Source organism: Pedobacter sp. PACM 27299, assembly GCF_001412655.1.
Taxonomy (GTDB): domain Bacteria; phylum Bacteroidota; class Bacteroidia; order Sphingobacteriales; family Sphingobacteriaceae; genus Pedobacter.
Map to the genome: position 1 here is coordinate 3,203,762 of NZ_CP012996.1, position 19,018 is coordinate 3,222,779.

16 protein-coding genes are annotated in these 19,018 nt (G+C 42.6%); 8 read left to right on the plus strand and 8 right to left on the minus strand.

Annotated features, from left to right (window positions below; translation table 11 throughout):
- Positions 1–5 precede the first annotated feature (5 nt).
- A complete protein-coding gene (locus AQ505_RS13515; RefSeq protein WP_062548664.1) occupies positions 6–1,361 on the minus strand; it encodes a TolC family protein in 1,356 nt (451 codons plus the stop codon).
- 83 nt (positions 1,362–1,444) lie between these two features.
- Here AQ505_RS13515 and AQ505_RS13520 point away from each other — a divergent pair, with 83 nt between their 5' ends.
- Together AQ505_RS13520 and AQ505_RS13525 are read left to right on the plus strand one after the other, a co-directional pair.
- Positions 1,445–2,272, plus strand: a complete 828-nt coding sequence (locus AQ505_RS13520) for an AraC family transcriptional regulator (protein WP_062548665.1) — start codon at positions 1,445–1,447, stop codon at positions 2,270–2,272.
- 120 nt (positions 2,273–2,392) lie between these two features.
- Positions 2,393–3,841: a succinate CoA transferase gene (locus AQ505_RS13525; protein ID WP_231634867.1), complete on the plus strand. Its 1,449-nt coding sequence runs from the start codon at positions 2,393–2,395 to the stop codon at positions 3,839–3,841.
- Here AQ505_RS13525 and AQ505_RS13530 read toward each other — a convergent pair.
- Both AQ505_RS13530 and AQ505_RS13535 read right to left on the minus strand, forming a co-directional pair.
- Complete coding sequence (locus AQ505_RS13530) at positions 3,838–5,742, minus strand: AAA domain-containing protein (protein WP_062548667.1); 1,905 nt, start codon at positions 5,740–5,742, stop codon at positions 3,838–3,840. The two genes, AQ505_RS13525 and AQ505_RS13530, sit on opposite strands and share 4 nt — an antisense overlap.
- Positions 5,743–5,754: 12 nt before the next feature.
- Positions 5,755–6,255, minus strand: a complete 501-nt coding sequence (locus AQ505_RS13535; RefSeq protein WP_062548668.1) for a GNAT family N-acetyltransferase — start codon at positions 6,253–6,255, stop codon at positions 5,755–5,757.
- Positions 6,256–6,460: 205 nt separating this feature from the next.
- Here AQ505_RS13535 and msrA point away from each other — a divergent pair, with 205 nt between their 5' ends.
- Entirely contained in the window at positions 6,461–6,952 is a 492-nt protein-coding gene (gene msrA / locus AQ505_RS13540) for a peptide-methionine (S)-S-oxide reductase MsrA (RefSeq protein WP_062548669.1), read from the plus strand.
- A 34-nt stretch (positions 6,953–6,986) separates the two neighbouring features.
- Here msrA and AQ505_RS13545 read toward each other — a convergent pair whose 3' ends face one another.
- Both AQ505_RS13545 and hmpA read right to left on the minus strand, forming a co-directional pair.
- Positions 6,987–7,439 (minus strand): RrF2 family transcriptional regulator, encoded by a 453-nt coding sequence (locus AQ505_RS13545; RefSeq protein ID WP_062548670.1) that lies wholly within the window; start codon positions 7,437–7,439, stop codon positions 6,987–6,989.
- Between the two features lie 11 nt (positions 7,440–7,450).
- Positions 7,451–8,677, minus strand: coding sequence for an NO-inducible flavohemoprotein (gene hmpA / locus AQ505_RS13550; protein ID WP_062548671.1), 1,227 nt, complete (start codon positions 8,675–8,677; stop codon positions 7,451–7,453).
- A gap of 244 nt (positions 8,678–8,921) precedes the next feature.
- Between hmpA and AQ505_RS13555 the strand changes: the two genes are divergently transcribed.
- Both AQ505_RS13555 and AQ505_RS13560 read left to right on the plus strand, forming a co-directional pair.
- On the plus strand, positions 8,922–9,350 hold the full coding sequence (locus AQ505_RS13555) for a VOC family protein (protein ID WP_062548672.1): 429 nt from the start codon (positions 8,922–8,924) through the stop codon (positions 9,348–9,350).
- Positions 9,351–9,432: 82 nt separating this feature from the next.
- The gene (locus tag AQ505_RS13560; RefSeq protein WP_062548673.1) at positions 9,433–10,293 is read left to right on the plus strand and encodes an NAD(P)-dependent oxidoreductase; all 861 of its coding nucleotides are present in this window, start codon (positions 9,433–9,435) and stop codon (positions 10,291–10,293) included.
- 111 nt (positions 10,294–10,404) lie between these two features.
- Here AQ505_RS13560 and AQ505_RS13565 read toward each other — a convergent pair whose 3' ends face one another.
- From AQ505_RS13565 to AQ505_RS13575, 3 genes are all read right to left on the minus strand, one after another.
- On the minus strand, positions 10,405–10,899 hold the full coding sequence (locus AQ505_RS13565; protein ID WP_062548674.1) for a YMGG-like glycine zipper-containing protein: 495 nt from the start codon (positions 10,897–10,899) through the stop codon (positions 10,405–10,407).
- 249 nt (positions 10,900–11,148) lie between these two features.
- Positions 11,149–12,747 (minus strand): Na+/H+ antiporter, encoded by a 1,599-nt coding sequence (locus tag AQ505_RS13570; RefSeq protein ID WP_062548675.1) that lies wholly within the window; start codon positions 12,745–12,747, stop codon positions 11,149–11,151.
- Between the two features lie 19 nt (positions 12,748–12,766).
- Positions 12,767–14,509: an ABC transporter ATP-binding protein gene (locus AQ505_RS13575; RefSeq protein WP_062548676.1), complete on the minus strand. Its 1,743-nt coding sequence runs from the start codon at positions 14,507–14,509 to the stop codon at positions 12,767–12,769.
- A gap of 137 nt (positions 14,510–14,646) precedes the next feature.
- On the opposite strand from AQ505_RS13575, the gene AQ505_RS13580 reads away from it, so the two are divergent.
- From AQ505_RS13580 to AQ505_RS13590, 3 genes are all read left to right on the plus strand, one after another.
- Positions 14,647–15,501 (plus strand): DUF6515 family protein, encoded by an 855-nt coding sequence (locus tag AQ505_RS13580; RefSeq protein ID WP_062548677.1) that lies wholly within the window; start codon positions 14,647–14,649, stop codon positions 15,499–15,501.
- 267 nt (positions 15,502–15,768) lie between these two features.
- On the plus strand, positions 15,769–17,001 hold the full coding sequence (locus AQ505_RS13585) for an MFS transporter (protein WP_062548678.1): 1,233 nt from the start codon (positions 15,769–15,771) through the stop codon (positions 16,999–17,001).
- 117 nt (positions 17,002–17,118) lie between these two features.
- A complete protein-coding gene (locus tag AQ505_RS13590; protein WP_062548679.1) occupies positions 17,119–19,008 on the plus strand; it encodes a gamma-glutamyltransferase family protein in 1,890 nt (629 codons plus the stop codon).
- The last annotated feature ends 10 nt before the right edge of the window (positions 19,009–19,018 follow it).

Below are 19,018 nucleotides of genomic sequence, written 5' to 3' on the forward strand. Positions count from 1 at the left end.
TTGATTTATAATTGTCCTGCTGCATAACGCAGCTCGTAATGTTTCATTAAAGCGTCGATTCTGGTAGATACGACATTGTATTTTGCCTGAAGCAAGGCATTATCGGCATCCAGAATATCGGTTACCAATGCCAGTTGATTCAAATACTTCAACTTGATGATTCTATAGTTTTCAGTAGCTTGTCTTTTTGCTTTCTCCGTAACTGGAAGCTGATCCATGATTTCCTGATACCTGGTGTATTGTTTAAAAACCTCATCACGGATTTGGTTGCCAAGAAGGTCCGTGTTAACTTTTTCTTCCTCCATTCTTTGCGCTGCCAGCTTCATTTTAGTCTTATTTTTATACAAATTAGAAAGGCTGAAATTGAGCTCTATTCCAATCTTTCCCAAAGTATAGCCGTTGTCTCTTGGCGGAAAGAACATATAATTGGGGTAGTTATAGCCATAAGAACCAAACAAATTGAGTTTAGGATAATAATTGCTTTTCGCAAGGCGCTGTTCCGTCTGACGGATGGCTTCCTGCTGTTTAGCAATCCCCATTTCTTCCTTTTGAAAAACAGAAGCCAGATAATCCTGGTAATTATAAAGCGTTAACTTATTACCGAGTAGTCCATTAGTATCTAATGATAACTTTCCTTCTTCAGGTAATTCCAGCAGGGTTTGTAAATCATGGAGACCAATAGCAATGTTTCTTTGGTTGGATAAAAGACGCAATTGCATATCTGAAAGCTGTAATTCTGCCCTCAATACTTCATTGCCCGTTACTGTTCCGTGTGCTTTAAAGGCTCTGACTTCTTTTAAACGATCTTCTTCCTCCTTGATGTTTTCCAAAATCAGTTTCTGCAGTTCCATCAGCTTAAATACCCCTAGATAGGTCGCTACCACCTCAATTTGTATATCATTTACCGTTTTCTGAACGTTTAGCCTACTGATTTCCTGTTGTTGCTTAGCTTTCCTGATGCTGTATTTGATTTGTCCGCCAGCATAAATAGGCATTCTCGCGGAAGAGGTTACGTCAGCCATTTCTGGGATGGTGGCAGTCACCATTTTGCCGCTTAATCCGCTTTTGTACTCCGTTAAATCTGTGATTCTGGCATAAGATGCATGGAAATCCACTTCTGGAATCCTCATTTCTTCTTTTTCTTTCTTTTCTTCCTCCGTAATGTGCTGCTGGATCCTGGATTTCTGTACGGTTTTGTTGTGTTCGGCGGCCAGACTGAGGGCTTGTGACAGTGTTAAAACTTGTTGTGCTTGAACAGGGAAGGTCATGATCCCGGTTAATAATAGTGTACCGAACAGTCTTCTAGGCGGACTGCTCAAGGCATTTAATGATTCCCTTGCGATAAGGGGGAGCTTTTTCATTGTGTAGATTTTTCATTACAAAGTTGCAACCATTCCAGTTGGCTTGATTATCTTTGTTGGTCAAATGTTTATTCATTTCAGCCATGGCTAATATTCATAAAGATTACTATTTAACAGAGGTAGATAAACTCCCTCATACGATCTATTGTATGCATGATCTGATGGGCGAGCAGGACATTTCTGCGCACCAGCATGAGAAAGGACAGTTTCTATACACTGAGGGCGGCGTGGTTCATGTGAGTACGGAGCAAAAGACCTATTTCTTGCCTGCCAGACATTATATGTGGATTCCACCCGGCGTGATCCATAGCATCCATCCCAGTTCGGCAGATGTGACGATGAGAAATCTTTATTTCCCTGAAGAAGCAGATGAACACCCTTTTTATAAACAAAAAGGGATTTATCCAGTCAACGATTTACTGCTGCAAATGATCATTTTCAGCAACAGATGGAGCGGAGACATTGACGAGACAGCACTGAGTTCTTATCGCTTTGCATTGGCATTAAAGGCGATATTGCCAGAGGTGAGCCTGTACAAATTGCCATTGGCCTTGCCTTATGCAAAGGATAAACGCCTGACTGCTGTCATTCATTATATGGGAGAAAACTTATCCGAGGCCATAGTATTCCCTGCATTAGCCAGTAAATTCGGACTGAGTGAAAGAAGCCTCTCGCGTCTTTTTCAAGGGGATGTGGGGATGTCATTCATTCAATACCTGAGCATTCAGAGAATGATGCTGGCGGTTCAGCTGCTGCTCGAAGATAAAATGTCGGTAAAAGAAGTCGCATCCATGGTCGGCTATAACAGTATTCCTACTTTCAGTACTACTTTTTATAAAACACTGGGCGTTAGACCCTCGGAATATGTGAAGATGAAAGGGGTTTTAGGCTTGGATACTATGCTGGCATAATAAGATATGTAATTGACCGGAAAGGATACCTTTTGCCTGATTAATGCGGATAGATTTGTGTTTTAAACCAAATGTATGTACGCAGATAGAATACTGAGGGAGGAATTAATTTCCAAAATAATGACCTCAGAAGAAGCCGCACAACTCTTTAAAGACAAGATGGTGGTGGCTTCCAGTGGATTTACCAAGGCCGGCGACAGTAAAGCTGTATTGGCCGCAGTTGCGGAACGCGCAAAGTGCGAGCCGCTTAAAATCACACTCATGACAGGTGCTTCTCTTGGCCATGGCACAGATGGTGCTTTAGCCGATGCCGACGCACTGTCTTTACGTCTTCCTTTCCAGGTAGACCCCGTTTTGCGAAAGGCAATTAACAACGGTGAAGTCCTGTTTATCGACCAGCATTTGGGAGAAACCGTTACACTTTTGAAATCAAACCATTTCCCTAAAATAGATATTGCAGTACTGGAAGCGTGTAGAATTGAAGCGGATGGTAGTATCATACCGACCACATCTGTAGGTAATTCGGCATCTTTTGCTGCATTGGCAAATCAGGTGATTATTGAGGTTAATACCGCTGTTCCTTTTTCTGTTTGCGGCTTGCACGATATCTTTTCTGCAGGAGACTACCCGAACCGATGTGAGATCCCAATCGTAACTGCTGCTGATCGTGTGGGGCGTTCTTCGATTTACATCGATCCTAAAAAGATCATAGGAGTGGTGATCACTAATAAAACGGATAGTCCGGCAGAAATTGCGCCGCCGGATGAGGCCACTAAAGCAATAGCAAAACACCTGGTCAGTTTCTTTTCAGCAGAAGTAAAGAAAGGTCATCTGACTAAATCATTACTTCCATTGCAAGCTGGTATTGGTAAGGTAGCCAATGCAGTACTGCTTGGTTTTATGGAAGGCGACTTTGAAAACCTGACCATGTATTCCGAGGTTTTACAAGACAGTACATTCGATTTACTGGACGCTGGAAAAATGACTTTTGCTTCCGGATCATCGATCACCGTTTCCGAAGCATACTATCAAAAGATATTCAACAATTTCGAACAATATAAAGATAAGATCGTCCTGCGCCCACAAGAAATCAGCAATGCTGCAGAAGTGATTCGCAGGCTGGGAATCATCACGATAAACACGGCGCTGGAATGTGATATATATGGCAATGTAAACTCTACGCATGTGGCCGGAACAAACATGATGAACGGCATCGGAGGCTCCGGGGATTTCGCCCGTAATGCATATTTGAGTGTGTTTGTCACACAATCAGCAGCAAAATCAAACACGATTTCACGGATTGTTCCTATGGTTTCCCATGTTGACCATACGGAGCATGACGTGGATGTCATTGTCACAGAGCAAGGACTGGCAGATTTACGCGGTTTGGCGCCCAGACAGCGTGCTAAAGTAGTGATTGAGCACTGTGCACATCCTGATTATAAGGCTGAACTGCTGGACTATTTTGAAAGAGCTTGTCTGCGCGGTGGACAAACGCCTCATCTTTTAGAGGAAGCGTTTGCCTGCTATGGCCGACTGCGCGAAAACGGTACTATGAAAAAAGATTAAAGATCTGCAAATTCCCAAGCGCTTTGATAAGCGTTTACGGATTCCGCATAGCTGATGAAATCTGAGTAAAATGGAAGGCGGGATAGGGTAGCACTGTCGCCAATAACCACGAGTTTTTTCCTGGCTCTGGTCATGGCTACATTCATCCTTCGGATGTCCGAAAGGAAACCTATACTGCCTTCATTATTACTCCTGGTCATGCTGATATAAACCAGATCACGTTCCTGACCCTGGAAACTATCAATGGTATTTACCGTGATTTTATCGGCATAAACCATTAATTCCGGCGAATGCAGCATCAATTCCTTCATCAGTAGGATCTGCTGTTTATAAGGCGAGATCACTGCGATGGTAGGAAAATTTTCCTGGCTATAATGGCTGCCAAGCATTGCCACCAGCTGTGTCAGGTGTTTAAACAAGAACGCAGCTTCCTCTGGATTGGTCGTACTTGTGCCTTCAGATTTCTCTTCAAAGCCACAGCCTGCCGTATCGACGAAAGCCAATGGTGCTTCTTCCGAAAACAGTACGTGTTTCGCTACTGTATCATGAGCCTTCAATTTGTTCTCATAAAATACCTGAGAGGAATAACTCATAATGGTTTCATTCATACGGTATTGCTCTTCCAAGAGCGTAACTGCTTCCGGGTGCAGCGCAGTCGTCTTCTCTAATAAAGTAGTACTTAAGCCTGCTTTTGCCGCTTCATTCGACTTTATCGTTGGAGAAAGCTGGCAATGGTCACCAGCAAAGATCACTTTCTGTGCTTTCAGGATCGGAATCCAGCAGGCAGGCTCTAAAGCTTGCCCGGCTTCGTCAATCACTACCGTATGAAATTTTAGTCCGCGGACCGTATAATGGTTGGCGCCAACGAGCGTAGCGGTCACTACCTGCGCTTTACTGAGCAAATCATCGATCATGTACTGCTCGGTATTGCCCACTTCTTTCATGATCTTATGTGCCTCATCAAAGAGTGCCTGGCGCTGTTCCTTTTCCGCACGGCCGAAATTCCGCTTGTACTTATGGGCCATGTTTTTATACTCATTGGCCTGTTTCTTTAATGCTCTGATTTGTTTCATGCTGTCGTGTTCCGACAACCTGCCATCGAGTGTTAAAGACTGCAGTCTTTCTGATACCCTGGCTGGATTTCCAATGCGCAGTACGTTTAAATCTTCCTCATCCAATTTCTCAGTGAGGAGGTCCACCGCAGTATTACTCGGCGCAACAACGAGAATTTGCTGGTGATCCTGTTTGATCAATGCCTTTATTGCCTGTACCAAAGTAGTCGTTTTTCCTGTTCCCGGAGGCCCATGAACAATGGCCAGTTCCTGAGCAGAAAGGATTTTATCAACTGCCTGCTGCTGTACCGGGTTTAATTTTGGAATGGTATAATGCGGAGTCTGATTAGAAAAAGTCGGACTGGCCTGACCGGTCAGTATCTTGATCAGGCGACTGTCGTCAGATTTATCTAATGCCGAAGAAGCTTGTTTCAAGGCATTTCGCATCTCATCATAGCTGTTGTTGTCGAACAATACATCGATGCCGAGTTTGCCATCACGCGTCCAGTCTGGCAATTCATCCGTCTTTAAAGTAATCTTTAAGCGGTTGCCGCTTTGGTGGGTAATGGTGCCCTCCACACGATCTTTAGGATCATGATTAGAGAACAATACCGCCGAAGCGCCAAAACGAAGCTGATGCGCAAGCTCTTGATGTGTGGTCCGTTCAACTTCTACCGTTAAATAGTCGCCACGACTCATTTCTGAGCCCCTGATGGCGATAGGATACCAGGACAATCCGTTTGCTCTACGGGTAGCTACGGAAGAAGATGCAGTCAATTGGAGGTAAGACCTTAAGTCTTCCTCGCGTTCAATCTTTAATAACTCAAGGAGTTTTTTGAAATATTCCAACAGGGATAGGGGTTATGCTAATTGTTTTTCCATGATATAATCTTCCATTAAGAAGCCATCGCCAATGTCGATATTCTCTTCTCCGACTTGTTCAAAGCCCACGTTTTTGTAAAACTGGAAGGCAGAATTGTCGCGGTTTACATTCAGCGATAAGGCAGTATTCTGGTTGTCTTTTGCAATTGCTGTGATGGTTTTCATCAGTAATTTCCCAACACCTTTACCCTGAGCTTCTGGAAGTAAATAGATTTTGTGGATCTTTGTTTTTGATAAGCCTTTATAATTCAGTTCATAAGAGGCATATCCTAAGTCATTCGTCTCGTCTTTGACCAATAAAAAATGATGTCCTTTTTTTGTCACCTGCTCCGTTAAAGCTGCTGTGCTGTACATCATTTCCAGCATATAGCTGATTTGTTCTGGAGATAAGATGGCCCCAAATGTTGCTGGCCAGGTCTTGTTGGCGATCTTTTGAATCACCGGAAAATCATTCGTTGTGGCGGTGTAAATGTTTAGCATAGGTCTGAATAAGCGGCTCTTTAAACGAAGCCTGGGCGTTAAAAATTTGGAAAGCTTATAAATGTATTTAGAAAGAATTATCTTAACAACTAATCGTTCAAAAATGATAGTAGATTAACAATAAATAGCCGAAGATTTCAGTCCTTTACAACTGAATCAGGTATTTGAAAATTTGATACCTTTAGCTTATTAAAAGAAAAACGATATGAATACTGAAAAAGCCATTCTAGCAGGCGGTTGCTTTTGGGGAGTAGAAGAACTATTTCGCCACCATCCAGGTGTGATTTCGACAGTTGTAGGCTATACCGGAGGAGATGTTCCGAATGCTACCTACCGCAATCATGGAACACATGCCGAAGGAATAGAGATTGTATTTGATCCTGTAGTGCTCAGTTATCGCGGTCTTCTGGAGTATTTCTTTCAGATTCACGACCCGACCACAAAAAATAGACAAGGAAATGATATTGGCACCTCTTATCGCTCTGCGATCTTTTATGTGGATGAGCAGCAGCAGGAAACTGCCAAATCTTTAATCGCAGAACTGGAAGCCTCTGGTAAATGGCCAGGTAAATTTGTGACGGAAATTGTACCTGAAACTGATTTCTGGAATGCTGAAGAGGACCATCAGAACTATTTACAAAAGGTTCCGTATGGCTATACCTGCCATTTTGAACGTCCAGACTGGAAGTTAAGTTAAATAATAGTCGCATTATCTATTCCTGGCCAATGAATTAGACTTCCTGGCCGGGAGGATGACTAAATAAGCGTTGAAGCGCTGTGCTAACGGCAGGCTTGCTGATATCATCAAGTGTATATTGGTCAAGGTATTGATAAAGTGCATCTTGTGCGCCGTTTAATATGTTTTTTAAACCGCAGTCTCCGGCAAGGATACAGCGCGGACTCTCACAGTTGATCAATTCTTCATCTTGTTCCAGCAGGCGCACCAGCTTTCCAATCCGATAGGTTTCCGAAGAATCGAACAGGCGTAAACCACCGCCTCTGCCTCGCTGTGCAGCTATAATGTTTTGATTAGAAAGAAACTGAACCACTTTAACCAAGTGGTTTCTGGAGATTCCGAACTGATCAGCCAGTTCAGTAATGGTCGTTGCCGGCAATTCCGCTGGCTTGCGACTCATATACATCAGGATTCTCAATCCATAATCTGTAAATTGGTTCAGTTTCATTGATTTATCAATTAATTCATTTGAATGGTTTGCGGGCCAAATTCTTCAAAGAAGAACTTTTTAGCATCCACGCCTAAGGCAGACAGATCTTTCATTGTTTTTTCAATAAATGGCTTGGGTCCGCAAAGATAGTATTCTGCATCAGGTATCAGGAGCATTTCACTGATTTCAGCAACATCCAATCTTCCTGTGCGGCTGTCGTTTGATGAGTGCTGATCTTTAGAAACTTTTTCTGAATTCTCATAAAAGACAATATGTTCAAACCAATCGTGTTTCGCCTGCCATGCATTCACTTGTTCGCGGAAGGCATGAACGCTTTCCGAACGACAGGCGTGTGCCCATTTTACCTGGCGCTGCTGCGCTGATTGCGTCAGGAAGTCCATCATAGAAATAAATGGCGTTTGGCCTACACCACCGCTTAAAAGCACTAATGGAGTACGCTGCGCTGTGTTGACCACAAAATCGCCTGCAGGTGTAGTGGCTTCGATCAATTGACCTTCCTGTAATTGATCGTGCAGGAAGTTGGATACCGTTCCGTTTTCTTTGTTTTCATCTCCAGGCGCTCTTTTTACTGAAATTCTATAGTAATCAGCGTTTGGAGCGGAAGAGATGCTGTACTGACGTGGCTGGTAGATCCCTAAAGCCGGGATGAAAACTTTGATGCTTAAATATTGACCTGGCTGGTGTTTAGCAACCTCTAGTCCATCTTCCGGACGCAAATAAAAAGAGGTGATTTCCGATGATTCCTGTACCTTTTTATCAAGGATGAACTTTCTCCAGCCAGTCCAGGCGCCATCTGCAGCTGCCTTTTGTAAGTAGATCGACTTTTCAAGATTGATCATTAAGTCGGCCAGCTGTGCGTAAGCTTTCGCCCAGGCTGTAATCAACTCCGCTGTAGCTGCCTCGCCAAGAACTTCTCCGATAGAAGCCAGCAAGTGATTGCCCACAATGTCATATTGCTCTGCAGTAATCTGTAAACTGGTGTGCTTATCGCCAATTCTTTGCAATACGGGTAGGAGTACACCAGGGGTTTCAATGTTTTCCGCATAAGCAAGAACGGCAAGTGCCAATGCGGTTTGCTGTGTGCCATTTTGTTGATTTCCCATGTTAAAGGTGTTCCTCAATTCCGGGTTGTGCTGGAACATTCTTTTATAAAAATGTTGGGTCAGCAATAAACCGTGTTCTCTTAAAATTGGGACTGTGGCTTTGATTAAGCCTATTTCTGTAGTACTAAGCATATGAATTATTAAAGTTGCATCAAAAATACAACTTTAAAATTGAAGCCCTAACTTTTAACAGATTTTCTCCCAAAATTACATTTTACAGATAATGGGAGGGACCAGGGCTTTGTCGTGATTACCCCCTGTTATTGTCTTGTCCAGCCATCTTTAGCCGGCCTTAAAACCGCTAGATTTGAATTGTACAATTAACTGAATATATTTATGTGCTGAACAAAATCAGTGCAACCCTAAAAACATAACCATGGCAACTATTAATCCTTATTTGAATTTCCTGGGCACTACTGAAGAGGCCTTTAACTTTTATAAATCTGTATTTGGCGGAGAATTTTCTGTCTTGCAGCGTTTTAAAGACGTACCACATGGTGATAACATGTCTGCGGAAGACAAAGAGAAAATTATGCATGTTTCTTTGTCGATCGGAAAAGGCAATACGATAATGGGGACTGATGTCCTTGAATCAATGGGGCAGAAGCTGAATGTTGGTGATAACTTTTCAATTAGTATCAATGCGGACAGTGAAGCAGAAGCTGAACAACTTTTTAATGCACTTTCTCCAGGTGCCAATATCGTGATGCCGCTGGAAAAAGCATTCTGGGGTGCATATTTCGGAATGCTGACTGATCAATTTGGCATTCAGTGGATGGTGAATTTCGATTACAACCAAGAGTAATTTAAGCTATCTTACCTTCCAAGGTTAAACCAAACCATTGAATTTCTTAATTTAGGCCATTTAATGATAACGAGCATACCTCATGAGTAGATTAAAATTAGGCTGGATAGGTCTTGGAAATATGGGAACCCCAATGGTAAAGAACTTACTAAAGGCTGGGTTTGAAGTGGTTGTTTTCAACCGTACGAAACAAAAAGAAGCAGAATTGATCGCTAATGGTGCCAGTACTGCTACAGATCCGCAAACATTATTGGAGAATTGTGATGTTGTATTTACGATGCTGTCCAATGACGAAGCAGTTAAAACGGTATTTGAAGGAGAAAAAGGCTTGCTGACAAATCCTGGAACTGGTAAAATGATCATTGATATGAGTACTGTTTCACCTGATACCTCCAGATATTTATCGGAACTTTGCAAAAAGAACCATATTGATTTTCTGGAGGCACCAGTATCTGGCAGTGTTAAACCTGCACAGGATGGTACGCTGATTATCTTAGTAGGCGGAGAAACGTCAGCCTATGAAAAAGCGAAGCCTGCTTTTGAAGCTTTGGGCAAACTTTCTGTACATGTTGGGGGAGCAGGAGTGGGCAGCTCTGCAAAACTGGCGGTCAATTACCTGTTGGGTTTGAACTTGCAGGGATTAGCAGAAACCGTACTTTTTGCGGAAAAGAATGGCGTTAGTAAAACCGATATGCTGACGATAATCAATGAAGGAGCCTGCGGAAACGGCATCACAAAGCTTAAAACATCTTCGATTTTAAATGAAGATTATCCAGCTGCTTTCGCATTGAAACATTTAGTGAAGGATCTGGGCCTGGCTAAAGATGCTGGATTAGATGCCCCTTTAATTGATCCTTTGTACCACACTTTCCAGCAGGCACAGCAGGAGGGCCTGGGAGAAGAAGATGTAATGGCTGTGATTAAATCACTGGCAAAAAGATAAAGTTAGTGATAGATGGAATACAAAAAAGGAAGGACGCTATTAAACGTCCTTCCTTTTTGCAACTTACTAATGGATCACACGAATAAGTCTTATACCTGTATAGCTGAAATATTAGTTTTTAGGTTGTACTCTACCAGATTTTCTATCCTGACCTCTACCGATCACATAACCCGTTCCGGCACCAACAACACCACCGATAATAGCACCTCTGGCATTGTTCTTATCTACCAAAATACCACCAATTGCTCCGGCACCTGCACCAATTGCAGCACCTTTAGCCGCCTGACTCCAACCTTTTTTCTTAGCAGGGGTAGCTACTGTGTTTGATGATGACGAAGAAGAAGATCTTCTTTCTGCCGCATCATTACGCTCTGCTAATAGCAGCGTTCTTTTTTCTTCTCTTATGCGGTCTTTTTGAATCTCTTCATCTTTTAATTTAGCAAGTTTCTCTTTTTCAAGAGCGTCTGCTTTTTTGAAACTATCCAATCTCAGACTATCTTTTACAGCAACAATCGCTTGTTGTTTGATTATCGCTTCCTCTTTGGCATTATTTGAACATGCTGATAATAAAATCGCCAATGCCGCTACTGAAAATATCTTTTTCATAATTTTGAATATTGTTTACACCTGGTAACCTGTAAAAATGATGCCAAACTCTTTAATCACTTCATGAAAACAAACATAAAGTAGCTTAAATGTTACCAAAAAACATTGGTTTTATTCTGCTTTTTATTATAAAATATTGATTGTCAAACTTGAAACCTAGTATTTAAAAAGCGCAGAATTTTCTGAACAATTTGTGCATCATCGATGTTTCTGTTAGCATAAATAGACCTAAATATAGGGCTATCGCTCTCATTGCTTATATAAACGCGCTTCTTCCAAATCCAGACTACTTTCCAGATCGCGGATCACCTCATCATCATATTGCTTAGTTGCGCGCAATTTATTGAGTTCCATTCTTCTCATGGCAATCAAATCAAGCATGATTTTCCCATATAATTTTCTAACAGAGGCCACTTGTTCTTTTTGCTCGCTTAAAGTCTGTTCCGTTGCCTGGATACTACGTTCCAGCTGCTCTTTGATTCTCGCAATAGTTTCATATTCCTTCATCTCCTGGTGGTACTTGCTGTTTAGGAAAGTCACGGATTCTTTAGCCAGCTGTAACCTGATGGCTTCTTTTTGCTGATCAAAAGGGACATGGTCATCGGTTTCTTCTATTTTAAGCAAACGTAGGAAAATGGGAAGGGTTAGCCCTTGAAATACCAGGGTCACCAGGATCACAATAAAAGTGATGAATAAGATCAGGTTTCTATGAGGAAAAGCATCTCCATTGGCTAAAGTTAAAGGTATGGCTAATGCAGAAGCCAATGAAACCACCCCACGCATTCCTGCCCAGCCAATAATAAATGGAAGCTTTAAGCCAGGGCTTGATTCCGATGCACGGATTTTCGGGCTCAAGAACCTGGGTAGGAAGGCAACCACATAAACCAGAATAATTCTTGCAATGATCACGATTGCGCTAATGATCAATCCGTAATGAATCGCTTCTTTAATTGAATAACCGTCTAAGGCGGCTACAATTACAGGTAATTCCAATCCGATCAGGATAAAAACAAAACCATTCAAAAGGAAACCTACGGTTGCCCATACTTCTTTTGTCTGTATTCTAGTGTGGTAATTTAAGAAATCGTTGGAGCGGAAAGAGAGAAACAGACCGCCGCTAACCACAGCTAAAACACCTGACCAATGGAATTCCTCTGCTACAATATACATCAGATAAGGAGCGATTAAGGTAATTGGTGTAGTAATGCTGGATGATTTGGCCCAATATCTCAATACAAGATATAGTATATGTGCGATTACCAGACCAACAAATACACCCATTACGGCCAATACTATAAAGTCTGTTGCTGCTTTCTGGAAAACAAATTGACCAGTTAGGATAGAGGCCAATGCGAATCTGAATACGGTTAAAGAGGCCGCGTCGTTCACCAGACTTTCGCCTTCTAACATTGTTAAACCACGTCTTGGCATGTTTACACCCTTTAATACAGAGGTCGCCGCTACCGCATCCGGTGGGGAGATGATACCTCCCAGTAAAAAGCCTAAGGCCAATGTAAAGCCAGGAATGATGCTTACTGAAAAGTACGCAATCGCCAGCGAAGTGATCAATACCAATCCAAAACCCAATAGCATGATGGACCTTTTCCATTTCCAGAAGTCGTTCCAGGAGGTATACCAGGCTGCTTCAAAAAGTAATGGCGGTAAAAAGATAAGGAAAACAATATCTGGATTGATGCTAATTGCAGGTATACCGGGTATAAAACTGATGCCTAATCCTCCGATTACAAGAAAAATAGGATAGGAGATTTTCCAGCGTTGGCTCAACAAATAAAGAAGTGCCATTGCAAAAAACAAGGCGAGGATCAGCAGTAAATTAGCGTGTATCATGGACAAAAATATAAAAATATCACTTTCTTTCGCCAACTTGTTGTCGCCACATGGCATAATATAGTCCTTTTTGTTCCAGCAGTTCTGCATGAGAACCAGCTTCGGAGATCTTACCTTTTTCTAAAACGTAGATCACATCGGCATGCATAATGGTCGACAATCGGTGGGCAATCACTACCGTGATCCGTTCTCTGCTCATAGAAAGATCGCGGATGGTAGAGGTAATTTCTTCTTCAGTTAAGGAATCCAATGCGGATGTCGCTTCATCGAAAATAAGTAATCTCGGGTTTCTCAATAAGGCACGTGCAATGGAGATCCTCTGTTTTTCACCTCCTGACAGTTTGAGTCCGCCTTCCCCCAATAAGGTATCCATTCCTTTTTCAGATTTTGCCAGAAGATTGGTGCAGGAAGCCTTATCCAATGCCAGCAGCAGCTCTTCCTCTGTAGCGTCTCCTTTAACAAATAACAGATTTTCTTTTATGGTGCCTGCGAAAAGCTGCGTGTCCTGAGTCACAAAGCCGATTTGTCGCCGAAGTTCATTGTATCGGATCTCCGTGGAAGGAATGCCGTTGAATAAAATCGCTCCGGAAACCGGCCGGTACAAACCAACCAGCAGTTTCACCAGCGTTGATTTCCCAGAGCCAGATGGCCCAACAAAAGCGATCGTTTCTCCGGTATTGACATGAAAAGAAATGTCATCGATGGCATTCGTCTGAGCCGTTTTATGACGAAAGACGACCTGATCAAAAGAAAGGTTTTGCAAAGGGCCTGTTTGTTTTGGAGATTCCGGCTTGCGCTCTACCGGCTTATGCATCAATTGATCAAAACTATGTACCGAAGCTTCTACCTCCCGATAACTGAGGATGATGTTTCCAAGATCCTGTAATGGCCCGAAGATAGAGGTAGAGATAAATTGCATGGTGATCAGCTCCCCTGTACTCAGCTTATTGCGGAAAATCAGCCAGAGCAAAATGAATAGAATAGACTGTTTGAGCACATTTAGCGTGGTTCCTTGTAGAAAAGAAAGCGTTCTTACCCGCCTGGTCTTGGTCATCTCCAGGTCGTAGATTTTCTGCGTCTGGATTTTTAACCTGCGAATTTCAGGGAAGGTGAGTCCAAGGCTTTTGACCAGCTCTATATTTCTGAGGGACTCCGTAATTACACCCGCCATCTTATTGGTTTCCCTATTGATAGAACGCTGTACTATTTTTATCTTTTTACTCAATAAGCCGGTAAGAGAACCTAGTACTAATATTCCGATGAGGAAGACGGGTACCAGCATCCAGTTCTTGGTAATGGAATACCATACTAGAAAACCCATTCCCACAACAGAAGAAAAGAGAATGTTGATAAAGGAATTGACAAAACGCTCCGTATCGGTTTTTACCTTTTGAAGGATGGAAAGGGTTTCGCCACTATGACTCTCTTCAAATTCCTGAAAAGAGAGTCGCAGAGTTTGCCGGATGCCATCATTGAAAATCTGCATGCCAAATTGCTGTACCGCCAATCGCGTATAGTATTCCTGAAAAGCCTTTGCGATTCTTGCTGCTATAGCCACTGCTATCGCGATACTTAGCCAGTATAATACACCATTGACTAGCTCAGACTGAGTTTTGTTGCCCGGATTAGTCGCATATTCATCTATTATTTTTCCAAAAATAATCGGGTCAGTCAGGCTCAGCAATTGCGCAATTGCTGCCAGGAAAAGCGCCAGCAGCACCCACCATTTTTGTTCTTTAAAATATTTCCAAAGGATCGGCATAGGGAAAAGATTCAAGTTTCATCAAAATACTAAAAATAAAGCAGTTTTATCATCTGTAGGTCAGCTTTTTAATATCTTTGTACATGGAATAATCCTTTTCATGATGATGAAGTCATACTACTAAAAATTGAAAAGATATGAAAAGTGTATGGTTTAAATCGTTCGTCATTGCAGGAGTCGTTTTATTAACAAGCGGAATCACTACAACTGATGTTCTTGCCCAAAGAGGCGAGAGGCCATCAGGTGGTGGAGGCGGTGCATCCAGACCATCAGTTGGCCGTCCTTCATCAGGAGGCAGCAGGCCTTCTATAAGCAGACCTTCAGCTGGTAATAGGCCTTCAGGAGGGAACAGGCCGTCAATTGGCGACAGGCCATACAGACCTGGTTACCGCCCTGGAAGCGTATATAGGCCAAATTACCGCCCGAATTACAGGCCTCATTATAGACCATATTACAGACCTCACTATAGTTATTACAACTATTACAGGCCATATCTTGGTTTAAGTATTAATATCCTGCCTTTCGGTTATTACCCATTTTACTATGGTTCTGACCGCTTTTATTTCTCTGATGGCTTGTTTTATAAACAATACGACAATGAGTATAAAGTGGTAGTTCCTCCGGTAGGTGCAGAAGTTCCTACACTTCCAACTGATGCAAAAGAAGTGGTGATTAATGGACAAACTTATTACGAGAGTAAAGGCGTTTACTATTCATCTACCCAGAATGCAGATGGAAAACAGGTATTTGTGGTTGCGGGTAAAGATGGCGTATTGAATACAGATGGGAAAGAGGTTTCTGTAAACCCTATGCCTCAAATTGGAGATATAGTAGTTCAACTGCCTCAGGATTCCAGAGAAGTACTGATCAAAGGAGCAACTTACTATGTAAGTCCGGATGGTGTTTATTATGAAAAACTAGTAGATGGCAGCAATGTCAGCTATAAAGTGATCGGATTAGACAATGAGCCTGTTGACATTGACAAGCAATAGAAACGGCACAGTGTAAATAAAAGCACTGTAAAGTATTCCCGATATAATTTGAAAACCTCCTGATTGCTTCAGGAGGTTTTCTTTTTTGTAATCAGAGCTCTGCAGTCAAGGCGGTGCCCTCAATTGAAACAGCGCTGTTCCTTAAACCAAATGGTTGTTGTTTTTTGAATAACAAATGGATGACTAACTGTTTTTTGGCTCAATTTCTGTACGGAATTTAGCCTTGTCCGATTAGACCATTTCCGATCCGCCGGCTGCTCCGAAATTATGAACATTAGCACCTTTAACGCTTTTAAAAGCCGTAATTATAGATTGTATTTTACTGGGCAGTCCGTCTCCCTTATTGGAACATGGATGCAGAAGACAGCTGTAAGCTGGGTGATTTACGAGAAAACGCATTCTAATTTTATGTTAGGACTAACGCTTTTCGCCAGTCTGTTTCCTTCTTTTATCTTTTCTTTTATTGGCGGCGTCGCTGCCGATCGTTACAACAGGTATAAGCTGTTACTTGTCACGCAGGTTGCCTCTATGATCCAGGCGGTACTCATGACTTTGCTGATTTTTTTTAAAGATTATTCTGTTTGGGAAATCATCGCTTTGAGCGCATTACTAGGCTTAATCAACGCATTCGATGTGCCAGCAAGGCAATCATTAGTCTATGAAATGGTAGACGATAAAGCAGATTTGCCCAATGCCCTGGCTTTAAACTCCTCTATGGTGAACCTTTCCAGATTGATTGGTCCCGGTATCGCCGGACTGGCACTAGAGAAGTTCGGGGAAGACATTTGTTTTGGAATGAATGCCATCAGTTTCATTGCCGTGATCGGTTCTCTACTGATGATGAAACTGCCTAAATTCGTCGTTACACCTTCCACAAAAAACGTATTTGGAGAACTAAAGGAAGGTTTTCAATATATCAAAAGAACACCTTCCATTTCATTAGTGCTGGTCATGCTCGCACTCATGAGTCTATTGGTGCTGCCCTTTAGCACATTGATTCCCGTTTATGCAAAGGACATTTTTAAAGGAACGGCATCCACATTTGGGGTAATTGATAGTGTGATAGGACTAGGCGCATTTACTGGGGCGATCTTTCTGGCTTCCTTAAAACCCGGAAGAAACTTAAGGAAAATCCTGGCCGCAAATACGCTTGTGTTTGGTGCCGGGCTGATCTTATTCTCTCATACTACCTATTATCCAATTGCCTTAGTCTTTGCCACCATCTCCGGTTTTGGGATGATGTCGCAGATTACCATCAGCAATACGCTCATCCAAACCACTGTAGATCCAGCCATGAGGGGTAGAGTTATCAGTTTTTACGCCATGGCTTTCTTTGGAATGCAGCCCTTAGGCGGTTTGCTTATCGGTTATCTTTCTCAAATGATTGGTACTCCCGATACGGTAATGATACAAGGATTTATCGCTTTCGGGATTGGCTTGCTGCTTTTTCGCTTTTTGAGGAAAGCAAAGAAAGAAAACTACAAGCGCCTCAAGAAATAATTCCTGATGCAAACGCATCGGCTGTATAGGCTGGTAGCCACATTGTGACACCTATATCGATATTCTCCTTTGAGTAGCTTTTGAAAATAGGTAATTTTAAAACCTGATCCCATTGATATGAAACACTTATTTTCTATACTCTGCATTTCTGCAGCGGCTGTTATGCCAGCAGCTGCTCAGCAAACTCAAAAACCAGTATTGCATGGCCGCAACTGGCTGGCAATTACAGGTAAACCTTTAGCAGCAACAGCAGGTGCAATGACTTTTCAAAAAGGAGGAAATGCAGTGGATGCAGCTTGTGCGATGCTGGCCGCCACCTGTACCATGTGGGATACACTGAGCTGGGGAGGCGAAACGCAAGTCCTCATCTATAATCCCAATACGAAAAAAGTAATGGCAATTAATGCGATGGGTGTGGCTCCAACAGGCGCTACCGTGGAGTTTTTCAAAGGTAAAGGCTATAATTTTCCACCCGAATACGGCCCTTTAGCGGCAACGACACCTGGAACTCCTGGTGGTTTAATTTATATGTTAGTCAATTATGGCAAACTCAGCTTAAAGGAAGTGTTAGCGCCAGCTATGGAAATGGCCGCCGGTTACCCAATCGAAGCGCAGGCAGCAAATAGCATCGAAAGAGGAAAAGAGCACATCAATAAATGGCCATATAGTAAAAAGGTATTCCTAACGCATCCCGGGGAGAAAAGAGAAGCTCCGGAAGCAGGGGAGATCTTCGTGCAAAAAGACTTGCTGGCTACATTAACGAAAATGGTAGCTGCCGAAAGTGAAGCTTTGAAGCAAGGAAAAACCAGAAAGCAAGCATTGATGGCTGCCTACGACCGTTTTTATAAAGGCGATATCGCAAAAGAATTTGTGCGTGGCGCTCAGGAACAAGGCGGATTGATCACCATGGAGGATCTTGCGAATTGGAAACCATTAGAAGAAGAGCCATTGCAAGTGAATTATAAGGGCATAGACGTCTACAAATTACAGCAATGGACGCAAGGTCCAGTGCTGTTGCAGGCCCTAAATATTCTAGAAAATTTTGACCTGAAAGGTATGGGCTATAATAGCCCTAAATACATTCACACCCTATATCAGGCGATGAACCTCTCTTTTGCTGACCGTGATTTTTATTATGGAGATCCTGCCACCTTGCCTAAAGGGCCTATTAAAGGCCTGTTGAATAAGGATTATGCAAAATCACGTGCTAAACTGATTCAATACGATAAAAACAACCCGAACATTGGGCCTGGTAATCCATATCCTTTTGAAGGTAAAACCAATCCTTACTTAGACCTTTTAGAAAAAAGAGGTTATGAAATGGACACAACACGAAGGAATTTTGCGCCGAAACATGACCTTGGGAAGCTCAATACTTCTCCGGATGAGCTGTATCAGGAAAGACTGCATTTAGGCACGACTTCTATTGAAGCCGCAGATAAAGAGGGTTGGGTAGTGTCGGTTACGCCAAGCGGCGGATGGCTGCCAGCCTGTATTGCGGGAGAAACAGGGATCGGTATGAGTCAGCGGATGCAAAGCTTTGTCTTAGACAGCGCGCTGAATCCATTTAATGTGGTAGCACCTGGTAAAAGACCAAGAGTAACGTTATCGCCATCATTGGCACTAAAAGATGGAAAGCCATTTCTTGCTTCTGCGGTACAGGGTGGCGATACTCAGGATCAGAACTTGCTGCAATTTTTCTTAAATGTGGCAGAGTTTGGAATGAATGTGCAGCAAGCTTCAGAAGCAGCAAATTTCAATACCAATCAATTGTGGCTTTCCTTAGGAGGGACTAAAACAGAAGACCGTATGCCTAAACCTGGTCAGATCCTGCTCAATAGCAATACTGCACCTGCGACAAGAGAAGCCCTTCAAAAAATGGGTTATATCATGAGCTTCGGAGACCGAACCAGTGGACCGATCAATGCCATTTATTTTGATTGGAAACATGGTAGTCTATGGGGAGGATCCAGTAATCATGGCGAAGATTACGGAATTGGCTGGTAAGGAACTAATA